The organism is Pasteurellaceae bacterium RH1A, from assembly GCA_012221805.1.
Taxonomy (GTDB): Bacteria; Pseudomonadota; Gammaproteobacteria; order Enterobacterales; family Pasteurellaceae; genus RH1A.
Genome location: CP015195.1, coordinates 1,748,545 through 1,762,434 on the forward strand (window position 1 = coordinate 1,748,545; position 13,890 = coordinate 1,762,434).

Consider the following 13,890-nt stretch of genomic DNA (forward strand, 5'->3'; position numbering starts at 1 on the left):
CCAGCGAGGACGCTGGCGCCATCAAATAGCAGGCTAGGCCGCCTCTTTCGCCTTCGGCAAAATTAAGTTCATCACTATAGCTGCAATGGCACAGAGGCTGATGCCCTTGAGGGAAAACTCGCCCACGTTAATCAACATTCCGCCGATACCAAAGGTCATGACTACCGACACAATGCAAAGGTTGCGGGCTTCGCCCATATCGACCTTGGCACGAATTAAGGTGCTCATGCCCACCGCTGCAATAGAGCCGAAGACCAACATCATAATCCCGCCCATTACCACGTTTGGAATGGTTTGGAGGAAGGCGCCCACCTTGCCACAGAAGGAAATCCCAATGGCCCAGCAGGCCGCCCAGGTCATGACTTTAGGGTTGAAGTTTTTAGTCAGCATGACCGCACCGGTTACTTCCGCATAAGTGGTATTTGGTGGCCCGCCCATGGCGGCAGCGGCTGAAGTCGCAATACCATCGCCTAAAAGCGTGCGGTGCAAGCCTGGTTTGTTGAGGAAGTCTTTGCCGGTCACCGAGCTAATGGCCATAATCCCGCCCACATGTTCAACCGCAGGAGCAAGCGCAATCGGCAAGAGGTAAAGAATGGCTTCGAGCTTAAATTCAGGCGTAGTCAGGGTTGGCAGGCTGAACCATTTTGCATCCAAGACAGGTTGGAAATTAACCAAGCCCATAAAGACAGACAGGATATAACCGACCACAATGGCGATCATAATCGGCACTAATTTCATCAAGCCCTTGGCAAAGACGGCCACAATCAGGGTGGTAATGAGGGTGACCATAGACACGATAATAGCCTGATCATAAGGCACATCGGAAGTTTTACCCAGGGCCATATCCACTGCCACAGGAGCTAGGCCTAAACCGATGATAATGATCACCGGGCCAACCACAACAGGCGGGAAGAGCTTGTCTAAAATTTCAGCTCCCTTCCATTTGACCAAGGCAGACAGGGCGAAATAGAGAAAGCCTGTACAAATCAAGCCACCCATGGTGACCGCAACGCCCCATTGCTGCACACCATATTGAATAGGGGCAATAAAGGCAAAGGAAGAAGCCAAGAAAATCGGTACTTGGCGTTTGGTACACAGTTGGAAAAGGAGGGTGCCGACACCTGCGGTCAACAAGGCTGTGTTGGGATCAAGGCCAGTAATAAGTGGAACAAGCACCAGGGCGCCAAAGGCCACGAAGAGCATTTGCAAGCCTACAAAGGCCTGCTTGGGGGTACTAATATTTTCAGTTGTCATTTTGGGAAAAACTCTCTGTTTAAAATTGCTAAAACGGAGTTATCAACTTCGCTCCCCCCGTTTACGGGGGAGCTGCCGAAGGCTGAGGGGGGGATTGCGACAAAGTCGCAACCACAAGCGGGTAAAAATTAGGAAAATTTTACAAATACCGCCTTAGGTTCTCCCCCCACCCTAGCCCTCCCCGCAAGCGGGGGAGGGAATATCTAGCAGTCACATAACCCAAAACGCAATTATATAGAAAAAAGCAAACGTTTGCTAAAAAAATTAGCTTTTTCTGCAAAAAGTAGTTGCAATCTACCCGCTATTTTTGGCAAATTAGCACTAATTACTACACAACAACAGATAAACAGGAGTTTTCTATGGCACACCGTCTTCAGGGGAGCATTGTTGCCCTTGTTACCCCAATGACCCACGGCGAAGTAAATTTTGACGATCTCAAAAACTTAGTCGAGTTCCACATCAAATCAGGCACCCACGCCATCGTGTCGGTTGGCACCACGGGCGAAAACACCACCTTAAGCATTGATGAAAATGTGAAGGTCATCAAGAAGACCGTGGAATTTGCCGCAGGCCGTATTCCTGTTATCGCAGGCACAGGCTCTAACGCCACCAGCGAAGCTATTATTATGACCAAACTTTTGGCCAACAGCGGTGTTGCCGCCTGCTTGAGCGTGGTGCCTTACTATAACAAACCTACCCAAGAAGGCATGTACCAGCACTACAAGGCCATTGCCGAAAGCACCGACCTGCCACAAATTCTCTACAACGTGCCAAGCCGCACGGGCAGCGATCTCAAGCCTGAAACCATCGGCCGCTTATCTAAAATTCCAAACATCATCGGCGTGAAAGAAGCCACAGGCGATCTGAGCCGCTATGCCACCATCCGTGAATTGGCAGGCCAAGACTTCCTCTTCTTCAGCGGCGATGATGCAACAGGTTTGGAGTCTATGAAGCTGGGTGGAAACGGCGTGATTTCTGTGACCAACAACCTGGCCGCAGCCGATATGGCCAAAATGTGCGAACTGGCCTTTGCTGGCAAGTTTGACGAAGCGGAAGCCATCAACCAACGCCTCATGGGTTTGCACCACAACCTCTTCTTAGAAGGCAACCCAATCCCAGTCAAATGGGCCGCCTACAAAATGGGCCTGATCTCCAGCCCAGAACTGCGCCTGCCGCTAACCACCTTCTCTGAAGAAAACCAACCAAAAGTCTTGGAAGCCTTAAAACAGGCGGGCTTGCTCTAAGCCCCTTGCACAAGCGGTAAAATGGGGCAGATTTTTTGCAAATTTTGCCCCTCCTCCGACCGCTTAATTTTTAGCGAAAACGTTTGCCCTTTCCATTTACAAAGGGCAAACTGATCTGTATAATCCGCTCGCAATTTTTCCCCTTTCATTTTAAATTTTACCTAAAGGAAACATTGCAATGGCATTACGAATCAAGCAAGAAGCCCTGACCTTTGATGATGTGCTTCTCGTCCCTGCACACTCAACCGTGCTTCCTAACACCGCAGACCTTTCCACCCAACTCACCAAAGACATCCGCCTCAATATCCCTATGCTGTCCGCAGCCATGGATACCGTTACCGAAACCAAACTGGCCATTTCTCTGGCCCAAGAAGGCGGCATTGGTTTTATCCATAAAAATATGTCGATTGAACGCCAGGCTGACCGTGTGCGTAAGGTCAAAAAATTTGAAAGCGGCGTAGTGTCCGAGCCTGTCACGGTTTCCCCTGATTTAACTTTGGCTGAACTGGCCGAATTAGTTCAGAAAAATGGCTTTGCAGGCTACCCAGTAGTTGATGAAGAAAGCAACTTGGTAGGCATTATCACTGGCCGTGATACCCGCTTTGTGCGTGATCTCAGCAAAAAAGTGTCTGAAGTGATGACCAAAAAAGATCGGCTAGTAACCATTAAAGACGGGGCCAGCCGTGAAGAGATCCTAGCCCTTATGCACAACCACCGTGTGGAAAAAGTGCTGGTGGTGGACGACAGCTTCAAGCTACAAGGCATGATTACCGTCAAAGATTTCCAAAAAGCGGAACAAAAACCAAACGCCTGTAAGGACGAATTTGGCCGCCTGCGTGTGGGTGCGGCAGTCGGTGCTGGCCCAGGCAATGAAGAGCGAATTGCCGCCCTGGTTGAAGCGGGCGTGGACGTGCTTTTAATTGACTCCTCCCACGGCCATTCTGAAGGCGTACTCCAACGTGTGCGTGAAACCCGTGCCAAATACCCAAATCTGCCCATTGTCGCTGGCAACGTAGCCACGGCTGAAGGGGCTATCGCCTTGGCAGATGCAGGCGCCAGTGCCGTAAAAGTGGGAATTGGCCCAGGTTCTATCTGTACGACTCGTATTGTCACCGGCGTGGGCGTGCCACAAATCACCGCCATTGCTGATGCAGCAGAAGCCCTCAAAGAGCGTGGCATTCCTGTGATTGCAGATGGTGGTATCCGCTTCTCAGGCGACATCGCCAAGGCCCTTGCGGCAGGCGCAAGCTGTGTAATGGTTGGCTCCATGTTCGCCGGCACAGAAGAAGCCCCAGGCGAAATCGAACTCTACCAAGGCCGGGCCTTTAAATCCTACCGTGGAATGGGTTCATTGGGTGCTATGTCTAAGGGTTCATCAGACCGCTACTTCCAATCTGACAACGCCGCCGACAAACTGGTACCAGAAGGCATTGAAGGCCGCATTCCCTACAAGGGCTACCTCAAGGAAATTATCCACCAACAAATGGGCGGATTGCGTTCTTGTATGGGCCTAACAGGCTGCCCAACCATCGAAGCCCTACGCACCAAGGCCGAATTTGTTCGCATTAGCGGTGCCGGCATTAAGGAAAGCCACGTTCACGATGTGACCATTACTAAGGAAGCCCCGAACTATCGGATGGGCTAGAGCTAACAAGCGGGCAGAATTTGCAGGTTTTTCACAAATTCTGCCCGCTTGTATTATGGCCAACATATAATTAAAATAAACTACATTGTGTTCCATGGCGTCACGATTTAGTCTAAACCTTACTTAGGAAATTACATAATGAAAAAATTTGCTGAATTAGAAATTATCCAAACCCTATCTTGGGCAAAACTCTTCTCAGTATTGCTAGGTTTCTTAACGATTTACACATCTATTCTTTGGGCTATCTCTACTCGAGTATCAGACAATAGAGCCGATTATGTAAATATGCGTTATCATGAACTTCAAAGCCTAGAAAACAAAATAAAAGAACTCGAAGAGCAAAATCAAGCACTTCGAGAACAACTACCAAATGAAAATGGTGAAGCTACTACAAAGATAAGCAATAGTTCAGAACAACCAGAGATCGCACAAGGCGGTACTTTTATTGATCCAAAAACAAATCTTATCGTTTCGGTTAGCTATGTTCGTTCTGGATATATAGTAGCAGTTGTTACCTTACCAAATGGCGAGCAAATATCTAAAAATATATCTTTAGGACAAGATATTAAATTTGAAAATGGTAATAAAAAATACCAAATGATTATTACTTCAACAGATCCCAAAGAAGGTATTACCAAGCTGTTAATACGAGAAATTAAATAAGAAATAAAAACGAATATTTAAACTCCAGCTTACCAAATACATCAGTCTTTTTGCGAAATCTTGACTTAAAAAGACCGCTTATTTTCAAAAATAAGGAAAACAAATGCTACAAGCCATTATCTTTGATATGGATGGCGTGATTGTTGATACCGAATATGTTGAGTTTGCCCTGCAAAAGCAATTTATTGAAAAGATCAAGGAACACGACCGCCCCATTACTCTTGAGGAGCAATCCCAAGTGGTGGGCAGGGGCTTGCAGGAAATTCCTGCCATTGTCAAAAAACTGAGCCAATCCCAATTAAGCTTAGAGGAAATCCGCCAGCGTTATTATGCCTTTTTCCAGGACTTGTTTAGCTCGGTCGATTATCTCAGTATTTTCCGCCAAGAGATTAAGCAAATTATCAACTTCGCCAAGCAGAACCAGATTAAACTGGCAGTCGCCTCTTCTTCGGCCCTGTCTCACATTGACAATATTTTGACCACTTGCGGCATTAAGCAGGATTTTGATCTGATTGTCAGCGGCGAACAGTTTGAACGAAGCAAGCCTGATCCAACCATTTACCTCTACACCCTGGCTCAACTGGGCGTGGAAGCAGCTCATTCGGTCGCCATTGAAGATTCCTATTTCGGCATGCAGGCCGCCAAGGAAGCAGGATTGCAGGTGATTGGTTATGAAGAAAAACGCATGTTAATTGACCAATCCTTAGCCGATGAGATGGGCAAGGATATGCTGGAAATTTTGGCGATTGTTCAGCGTTTGCATGCTCATCAATAAGGCTAATTACCTATGGAAAATACGCTCTTTCAATCCGAATTTGAGGCCATTGTCAGCCTGATTCAAACATCTCGCGCCAATGCCCTGCGTGCTGTCAATGCCGAGCTGGTTAATCTTTATTGGAACGTGGGGGCTTATGTTAGTTTAAAGCTCCAAAATGCAGACTGGGGCGATGGGACGGTTGCGGAATTATCCAGATTTATTCGCTCAACCTATCCTGAAATTAAGGGGTTTGATAAATCGAATATTCATAGAATGGTAAAATTCTATGAATATTATGCTTTAGAAGAATTTGTGGCGCCAGCGGTGCCACATTTAGCAAGCAATAAAACATCGCAAAATGTTGCCCCAGTGGTGCCACAATTTGTACCCCAAGATATTCGCCAAACCATTCTTGCTCAATTAAGCTGGTCTCATCACCGTCTCATTTTTGGTCGCTGCAAGACCGATATTGAACGAGAATTTTATATTCGTCTAGCTATTAAGGAAAGATATAGCAAACGAGAGCTGGATCGGCAAATCTCCGCCAGCTATTACGAGCGTACCATGTTGGGCAAGGCCCAGGCTAATTTATCGCCAGCCTTGCAGGAATTTAAGGCGGATGTCAGCCATATATTTAAGGATCGCTATATTTTTGATTTCCTTAATTTGCCAGAGCCTTATTCGGAAGATGATCTGCAAAAGGGCTTAGTCCAACAAATGAAAAACTTTATTCTAGAACTAGGCAGAGATTTTCTCTTTATGGGGCAAGAATATAAGTTGATGGTAGGCAATAGCGACTTTTATATTGACTTACTCTTTTACCACCGTGCCCTACAATGTCTGGTGGCTTTTGAGTTAAAAACAGACAAATTTAGGCCTGAACACCTAGGGCAGCTTAATTTTTATTTAGAAGCCCTAGACCGTGACGTTAAGCGAGAAAATGAAAATCCGAGTATTGGCATTTTATTATGCAAGGATAAGGACAATGAGGTGGTAGAATATGCCCTTAGTCGTAATCTATCGCCTGCGATGGTGGCTGAATACCAAACACTTTTGCCTGATAAGGCAGTTTTACAACGTAAATTACACGAATTATTGCAATAACTTTTTAGTAACCCTTAGAGACCCCATATGGAAAACATTCACAAACATAAAATCTTAATTTTAGACTTCGGTTCACAATATACCCAACTTATCGCCCGTCGTGTGCGGGAAATTGGGGTTTATTGCGAGCTTTGGGCCTGGGATGTCACGGAAGAGCAAATCCGTGAATTCAACCCAACAGGGATTATCCTTTCTGGTGGCCCTGAAAGTACCACCGAAAACAACAGCCCTCGTGCCCCTCAATATGTCTTTAACGCAGGCGTACCTGTGCTGGGCATTTGCTATGGTATGCAGACCATGGCCATGCAGTTGGGCGGTTTAACCGAAAATTCCGATCACCGTGAATTTGGTTATGCCTCGGTTGAATTGCCAACCATCGATCGCCTCTTTGCCAACCTCAACGACGATCAAACCGCCGTTGCCCTTGAGGCCAAATTAGACGTGTGGATGAGCCACGGCGACAAGGTTACCCGCCTGCCAGAAGGCTTCCAGATCACAGGTCAAACCCCAACCTGTCCGATTGCGGCTATGTCAGACGAAAGCCGCCGTTTCTATGGGGTACAGTTCCACCCAGAAGTGACCCATACCAAGAGCGGGGCGGAGTTGCTTAAAAACTTCGTGGTGCGTATTTGTGGCTGCGAAGCTATTTGGACCACGGAAAATATCATTGAAGATGCCGTTGCTCGTATCAAGGAACAAGTAGGCGATGATGAAGTAATTTTAGGCTTGTCAGGCGGCGTGGATTCTTCCGTGGTTGCCCTGCTCCTTCACCGTGCCATCGGCAAAAACCTCCACTGTGTCTTTGTGGACAACGGTTTACTCCGCCTCAACGAAGCCGATCAGGTTATGGATATGTTCGGCAATAAATTTGGCCTCAACATTACCCGTGTCAATGCCGAAGATCGCTTCCTCTCTGCCCTTGAAGGCGTGTCTGACCCTGAAGCCAAACGCAAGGTGATCGGCAAAGTCTTTGTGGACGTTTTCGATGATGAAGCCCACAAATTACCTAACGTCAAATGGCTAGCCCAAGGCACCATTTACCCTGATGTGATTGAGTCTGCCGCCAGCAAAACAGGCAAGGCCCACGTGATTAAATCACACCACAACGTAGGCGGCTTGCCTGACTATATGAAGCTGGGCCTGGTTGAGCCACTGCGTGAACTCTTTAAGGATGAAGTGCGTAAACTCGGTCTAGCCCTAGGCCTGCCAAAAGATATGATCCAACGCCACCCATTCCCAGGCCCAGGCCTTGGTGTGCGGGTTTTAGGTGAAATCAAGAAAGAATACTGCGAATTGCTCCGCAAGGCAGATGCCATCTTTATTGATGAGCTGCACAAATCTGGCTGGTACTACAAGGTTACCCAAGCCTTCACCGTCTTCCTGCCAGTTAAATCCGTTGGCGTAATGGGCGATGGCCGTAAATACGACTGGGTGGTTTCCTTGCGTGCAGTGGAAAGTATCGACTTTATGACCGCCCACTGGGCACATCTGCCGTATGATCTCTTGGCCAAAGTGTCTAACCGTATTATCAACGAAGTCAATGGCATTTCCCGTGTGGTGTATGATGTATCGGGCAAACCACCAGCCACGATTGAATGGGAATAAACTTCCTATATTTTGATTCATTACATCATAGCTCAAAGCCCTGTATTTACAGGGCTTTTCTATTATATAGTCAGACGGTGTCTGACTATATAAAAATACAAAATCGCCTGCGGAGATCCGCAAGCAGTAAAAATAAACTTGTTTTTAATAACGCCCTGCGTTAATATAAACATAACGCAATACGTTAAGGTTTGTTTATGATTACAGGATTTAAGTGCCAAGACACCAAAAGGCTCTTTGATGGCCAGCGTGTCAAACGCTTCATTCAGATTGAGCGAGTAGCACTTAGGAAGCTGCAACAACTCAACGCGGCAACGGATTTAGCCTTTTTACGCATCCCACCAGGCAACCGCTTAGAAGCGCTAAGAGGTGACCGTGAAGGCCAATACAGTATTAGAATTAACGATCAGTGGCGTATCTGTTTTGTTTGGCAAAATGGCCACGCCCATAGCGTTGAAATTGTCGATTATCACTAGGAGAACCTATGAAAACCCGTGAAGTTCCTCTCGCCCACCCAGGCGAAATTCTCTTGGAGGATTGGCTAAAACCCTTAGAAATTAGCCAATATGCCCTAGCCAAGGCCATTGGTGTACCGCCAAGACGGATCAATGAAATTGTCAAAGGCAGACGAGCCATTACGCCTGATACAGCCTTGCGACTAGCCTCTTTCTTTGGTACAGATGCTCAAAGCTGGATCAACCTGCAAAGCCATTATGATTTGGAGATGACCCGCCAAGAAATTGCTCCGCAACTATCCAACATCAGCGGCTTTGCTTTCGCTTAGATTTAGCATAAAAGTTGCTATTCATGTTGCTCATAGACGCATTATTTATCAAGCATAGATAAAGGCCTGAAATGATAACCTTGCCCCTTGGTTAAACAAGGGGCTTTTTTCTGCCCAAATCCTTTCTTAATCCTGTTTTTTGTTGTATCTTTCCTCCATTAACATTTATGTTTAAGGAAACCCATGTCTTTAGATTTATCGGAAATTCGCCAGCGGATCACTCAGATTGACCGCCACCTCTTAAAACTCCTGTCTGAACGCCACCGTGTGGCCTATGATGTGGTACGGAGCAAGGAAATTACCCAAAAGCCCCTGCGGGATGTGCAGCGGGAAAAGGCCCTTTTACAGGAGCTGGTCAATTTTGCGGAAAGTGAGAACTATCAGCTTGATCCGCAATATATCACCGATATTTTCCAGCGCATCATCGAAGATTCAGTGCTAACCCAGCAGAAATACCTGCAAGAAAAACTCAATGAATTAAATGCTAATAGCGTCAAGGTAGCCTTCTTGGGTATGCGGGGTTCCTACTCGCACTTGGCTTCCCGTCAATTTACCAAACAATATCAGGAATCCCTGATTGAGTTGAGCTGTGACTCCTTCAAGAGCGTACTGGATAAGGTTAGCACTGGCGAAGCTGATTATGGAGTGTTGCCACTAGAGAACACCACATCAGGCTCCATCAATGATGTTTATGATCTCCTGCAACATACCGATTTAGCCATTGTGGGCGAGCTGGCCTACCCTATTAAGCATTGCGTGCTGGCCAATGGCGAGGTTGATCTCAATCAGGTCAATACCCTCTACAGCCACCCACAGGTAATTCAGCAATGTAGCCATTTTATTCAGGGGCTGAACAAGGTGCATATTGAATATTGCGAAAGCAGCTCCCATGCCATGCAGTTGGTGGCCCGCCTCAACAAGCCCAACATTGTGGCCCTGGGCAATGAAGATGGTGGCAAGCTCTACGGCCTGGATGTGATCGAACGCAATATTGCCAACCAACCCAACAACATCACTCGCTTCTTGGTTTTCGCTAAGGAGGCCGTGAAAGTCTCGCCACAGGTACAAACCAAAACCCTCCTGCTCATGACCACCAGCCAGCAGGCTGGTGCCTTGGTGGATGCCCTGATGGTCTTTAAGCAGCACGATATTCGCATGATGAAGCTGGAATCCCGCCCTATTTATGGCAAGCCTTGGGAGGAGATGTTTTATGTGGAACTGGAGGCCAATATCCACCAGCCACAAATGCAGGCAGCCCTCTTGGATTTAGAAAAGGTGACCAGCTTTATGAAGGTGCTGGGCTGCTACCCAAGCGAAATTGTCGAGCCAGTTAAGCTCTAATTTGCAAAAAAGTGGGGATTTTAGCCCGCTTGTTAAAACAAAATATAGGGCATTTTTGCCTTCTCAATTTTAGGAGTTTTCATGTTATTACCCATTCTCGCCATTCTGGGCGGTTTATTGATTTTAATTTGGTCGGCAGACCGTTTTGTCGATGGCGCCGCAGGCGCCGCCAGCCATTTTGGCATGCCCCAGTTGTTAATCGGTATTGTGATTATCGGCTTCGGCACCTCCGCCCCTGAAATGATCGTATCGGCCTTTGCTGCCCTTAATGATAACCCAGGGATTGCCCTGGGCAATGCTTATGGCTCCAATATCACCAATATTGCCCTTATTTTAGGCTTAACCGCCCTTATTCTGCCCCTGGCGGTCAATTCCCAAGTCCTGAAGCAAGAATTACCCATGCTCATTTTAGTCACAGCCCTTTCTGCCTTTCTTATTATCGATGGTGATGTCAGCCATTTAGATGCTTGGGTCTTACTGGGCGTTTTCTTTGTTTATATGGGCTGGACCATTTGGGCGGGCTTGCGTAATCGAGAGGATAGCCTGGCCCATGATGTTGATGAGGAATTGCAAGACAAGGCCGCCATGCCACTGGGCAAGGCCTTGATGTGGATTATCATTGGATTGGCCCTGCTCATGGGCAGTTCGCAGTTGCTGGTTTGGGGGGCAGTAGAAATCGCCCATTACTTCGGCGTGAGTGATTTGGTTATTGGTTTAACCATCGTGGCGGTGGGAACCTCCTTGCCTGAACTGGCTTCTTCCATTGCGGCAGCCCGTAAAAATGAAGTGGATTTAGCCGTGGGCAATATCATCGGCTCCAACCTCTTTAATACCTTGGCCGTGGTGGGGATTGCAGGCGCCATCTCGCCTATCCAGGCTGGGCCAGAAGTCTTTAACCGTGATATGTTGGTTATGTCTGCCTTAACCCTATTATTATTGATCTTTGGCTTGGGCAAGAAGGGAGAAATTAACCGTATTCAAGGTTTCATTTTCTTATTAGCCTATATTGGCTACAATTTCTACCTCTTTAAAACGGCGATTTAAGCCTGCAAATGCGGTCAAAATACGCTGTTTTGACCGCATTTTATAGATAGCCCTTACTGATCCGCTTTGGCCATTTCAAACTCAATCAACATCATCAAAATATGGATAACCTTGATGTGAATTTCTTGGGTGCGGTCAGCATAACGGAAATGCGGCACACGGATTTCCACATCCGCCAGGCCAGCCATCTTCCCGCCATCCTTGCCTGTGAGGGCAATCACCTTCATGCCCTTGGCCTTGGCCGCTTCAATGGCATTGAGCACATTTTTAGAATTGCCTGAAGTGGATAAGCCAAACAGCACATCGCCCTTCTGGCCAACGCCTTCGATATAACGAGAGAAAACATAGTCATAGCCGAAATCGTTGCTAACACAGCTGAGATGGCTAACATCTGAAATGGCAATGGCTGGGTAGGCTGGGCGATTTTCACGGTAGCGGCCGGTTAGCTCTTCAGCAAAGTGCATGGCATCGCAATGCGAGCCGCCATTACCACAAGACAGCACCTTACCGCCTTGTTTAAAGCTATTGGCAATCAAGAGGGCGGCCTCTTGAATCAGGGCAATATTCTTTTCATCAGACATAAATTTGTCTAAGACATCTGCTGCTTCTTGCAGCTCGGCTTTGATTTGATCTAAATACATTGTGAGTCCTTATATAAGGGGTTAAACGCAGGCCAAGTCTAGTTTATTCTGCCGCCAATGTAAAATTTTTTACACTGATTACTTATTTTAATGAAATAAATTAAAATAACTTTTCAAATCTCAAAAAATCATTACAATGCACAGGTTTTCGAGATTATGTAACATAACACAAAACGGTTGCTGAGCTTGTCGAAGCATAAGTTTTGTGCAAACTCTAAAAACTCATGGTTCGACTCATGCTTCGACAAGCTCAGCAACCGTCTCACCAATCGCTTTTTAGCTTACATAATTCCAATTTTTCTATACTACTCTTATGAGGTTTTTTTACTATGGACTCCATTATTTCAGGCTTTGAAGGCCTGCTCCATTGGATCGTCAATACCATTGACGGCCCCCTTTGGGACATTACCGTCATCACCCTTTTAGGCACAGGCCTTTTCTTTACGCTCTCAACCGGCCTAGTACAACTGCGTTTACTGCCCCAAAGTATCCGTGAAATGTGGTTTGGCCGTTCAACCAGCGGCGATTCCCTTACCCCCTTCCAGGCCTTTGCCACAGGCTTGGCCAGCCGTGTGGGCGTGGGTAATATCGGCGGAGTGGCAACTGCCATTGCTCTAGGCGGCCCAGGTGCGGTGTTCTGGATGTGGGTAACTGCCCTTATCGGGATGAGCTCTGCCTTTGCCGAATCCTCCCTAGCCCAGCTCTACAAAACCCGTGACCCTAACGGTATGTTCCGTGGCGGCCCAGCCTACTACATCACCCGTGGCCTCAAGGCCCCTTGGTTGGCCGTGGCCTTTGCCGTTACCTTAATATTCACCTTCGGCTTCGCCTTTAATGCGGTTCAGGCCAACTCTATTGTAGAAGCCAGCCGCAACGCCTGGGGTTGGAATGCCAACTATGTCGGCCTTATCTTGGTTATCTTAACCGCAGCCATCATCTTTGGCGGCGTAAAACGGATTGGCCAAGTATCGGCCAAAATCGTGCCGACCATGGCCCTTTTCTACCTCATTATGGCCGTGATTATTCTGGGCATGAACATCGAAAAAGTGCCAGCCGTCTTAAGTAACATTGTCTCCAGTGCCTTTGATTTCTCAGCTATGGCAGGCGGTATGTTTGGTGCCATCTTCTCCAAGGCCATGCTCATGGGGATTAAACGGGGCCTCTTCTCTAATGAAGCCGGTATGGGTTCTGCCCCTAACACCGCCGCCACTTCTGACGCCAAACACCCTGCCACCCAAGGACTCATTCAAATGCTGGGCGTCTTTGTGGACACCATCATTGTCTGTACCTGTACGGCCATTATCATCCTACTCTCGAATGATTACGGCAGCGAAAGCCTGCGGGGCGTATCGCTGACCCAAAAGGCCCTTGAGTTCCATGTAGGCGAATTTGGCCTCCACTTCTTGGCCTTTATCCTCCTACTTTTCTGCTACACCTCCATCATTGGCAACTACGCCTACGCAGAAATCAACATCCGCTACATTCGCAACCGCCCAGCCTTTATTCTGGCCTTCCGCTTAATCGTGCTCTTCTTCGTCTATTTCGGCGCAGTGCGTGACGGCGGGATTGTCTGGGCCTTTGCTGACACGGTTATGGCATCCATGGCCATGATTAACTTAGTGTCAATTATCCTCTTAGCCCCACTGGTTTGGGTGGTGTTAAAAGACTACCAAAAACAAGTTAAGGCTGGCCAAGAACCTGTCTTTAAAATTGAAGATCACCCAGAACTCATTAAACGAGGGGTTGATCCACTGATTTGGAAATCGAAAGATTAAAGTCACTTAAAGGACAAACGGCATCTCATGATG

General features: G+C 47.3%; 13 protein-coding genes. 11 read left to right on the plus strand and 2 right to left on the minus strand.

The genetic code is table 11. From position 1 onward, the window contains the following. Positions 1-33: 33 nt before the first annotated feature. Positions 34-1,254, minus strand: a complete 1,221-nt coding sequence (locus tag A4G20_08195; protein ID QIW16314.1) for a uracil permease — start codon at positions 1,252-1,254, stop codon at positions 34-36. Between the two features lie 359 nt (positions 1,255-1,613). Between A4G20_08195 and A4G20_08200 the strand changes: the two genes are divergently transcribed. The 10 genes from A4G20_08200 to A4G20_08245 all read left to right on the plus strand — a co-directional run bounded on the left by A4G20_08200 (position 1,614) and on the right by A4G20_08245 (position 11,441). After that, positions 1,614-2,498, plus strand: a complete 885-nt coding sequence (locus A4G20_08200) for a 4-hydroxy-tetrahydrodipicolinate synthase (protein ID QIW16315.1) — start codon at positions 1,614-1,616, stop codon at positions 2,496-2,498. Between the two features lie 178 nt (positions 2,499-2,676). Beyond that, positions 2,677-4,143 (plus strand): IMP dehydrogenase, encoded by a 1,467-nt coding sequence (locus tag A4G20_08205; GenBank protein ID QIW16316.1) that lies wholly within the window; start codon positions 2,677-2,679, stop codon positions 4,141-4,143. A 138-nt stretch (positions 4,144-4,281) separates the two neighbouring features. Next, the gene (locus A4G20_08210) at positions 4,282-4,806 is read left to right on the plus strand and encodes a hypothetical protein (protein ID QIW16317.1); all 525 of its coding nucleotides are present in this window, start codon (positions 4,282-4,284) and stop codon (positions 4,804-4,806) included. A gap of 103 nt (positions 4,807-4,909) precedes the next feature. Beyond that, positions 4,910-5,581: a phosphatase gene (locus A4G20_08215; GenBank protein ID QIW16318.1), complete on the plus strand. Its 672-nt coding sequence runs from the start codon at positions 4,910-4,912 to the stop codon at positions 5,579-5,581. Positions 5,582-5,593: 12 nt separating this feature from the next. Then, positions 5,594-6,667, plus strand: a complete 1,074-nt coding sequence (locus tag A4G20_08220) for a hypothetical protein (protein ID QIW16319.1) — start codon at positions 5,594-5,596, stop codon at positions 6,665-6,667. Positions 6,668-6,694: 27 nt separating this feature from the next. Continuing rightward, positions 6,695-8,272, plus strand: a complete 1,578-nt coding sequence (locus A4G20_08225; protein QIW16320.1) for a glutamine-hydrolyzing GMP synthase — start codon at positions 6,695-6,697, stop codon at positions 8,270-8,272. Between the two features lie 197 nt (positions 8,273-8,469). Beyond that, positions 8,470-8,748, plus strand: coding sequence for an excinuclease ABC subunit A (locus A4G20_08230; GenBank protein ID QIW16321.1), 279 nt, complete (start codon positions 8,470-8,472; stop codon positions 8,746-8,748). Between the two features lie 8 nt (positions 8,749-8,756). Further along, positions 8,757-9,056 (plus strand): addiction module antidote protein, HigA family, encoded by a 300-nt coding sequence (locus A4G20_08235; protein QIW16322.1) that lies wholly within the window; start codon positions 8,757-8,759, stop codon positions 9,054-9,056. A gap of 183 nt (positions 9,057-9,239) precedes the next feature. After that, complete coding sequence (locus A4G20_08240) at positions 9,240-10,397, plus strand: chorismate mutase (protein ID QIW16323.1); 1,158 nt, start codon at positions 9,240-9,242, stop codon at positions 10,395-10,397. A gap of 81 nt (positions 10,398-10,478) precedes the next feature. After that, positions 10,479-11,441 carry a calcium/sodium antiporter gene (locus tag A4G20_08245; protein ID QIW16324.1) on the plus strand — a complete coding sequence of 321 codons (963 nt, stop codon included), beginning with the start codon at positions 10,479-10,481 and terminating at the stop codon, positions 11,439-11,441. Positions 11,442-11,494: 53 nt separating this feature from the next. Here A4G20_08245 and A4G20_08250 read toward each other — a convergent pair whose 3' ends face one another. Beyond that, positions 11,495-12,082 carry a phosphoheptose isomerase gene (locus A4G20_08250; protein ID QIW16325.1) on the minus strand — a complete coding sequence of 196 codons (588 nt, stop codon included), beginning with the start codon at positions 12,080-12,082 and terminating at the stop codon, positions 11,495-11,497. 329 nt (positions 12,083-12,411) lie between these two features. Here A4G20_08250 and A4G20_08255 point away from each other — a divergent pair, with 329 nt between their 5' ends. Beyond that, positions 12,412-13,857, plus strand: coding sequence for a sodium:alanine symporter (locus tag A4G20_08255; GenBank protein ID QIW16326.1), 1,446 nt, complete (start codon positions 12,412-12,414; stop codon positions 13,855-13,857). Positions 13,858-13,890: the final 33 nt, after the last annotated feature.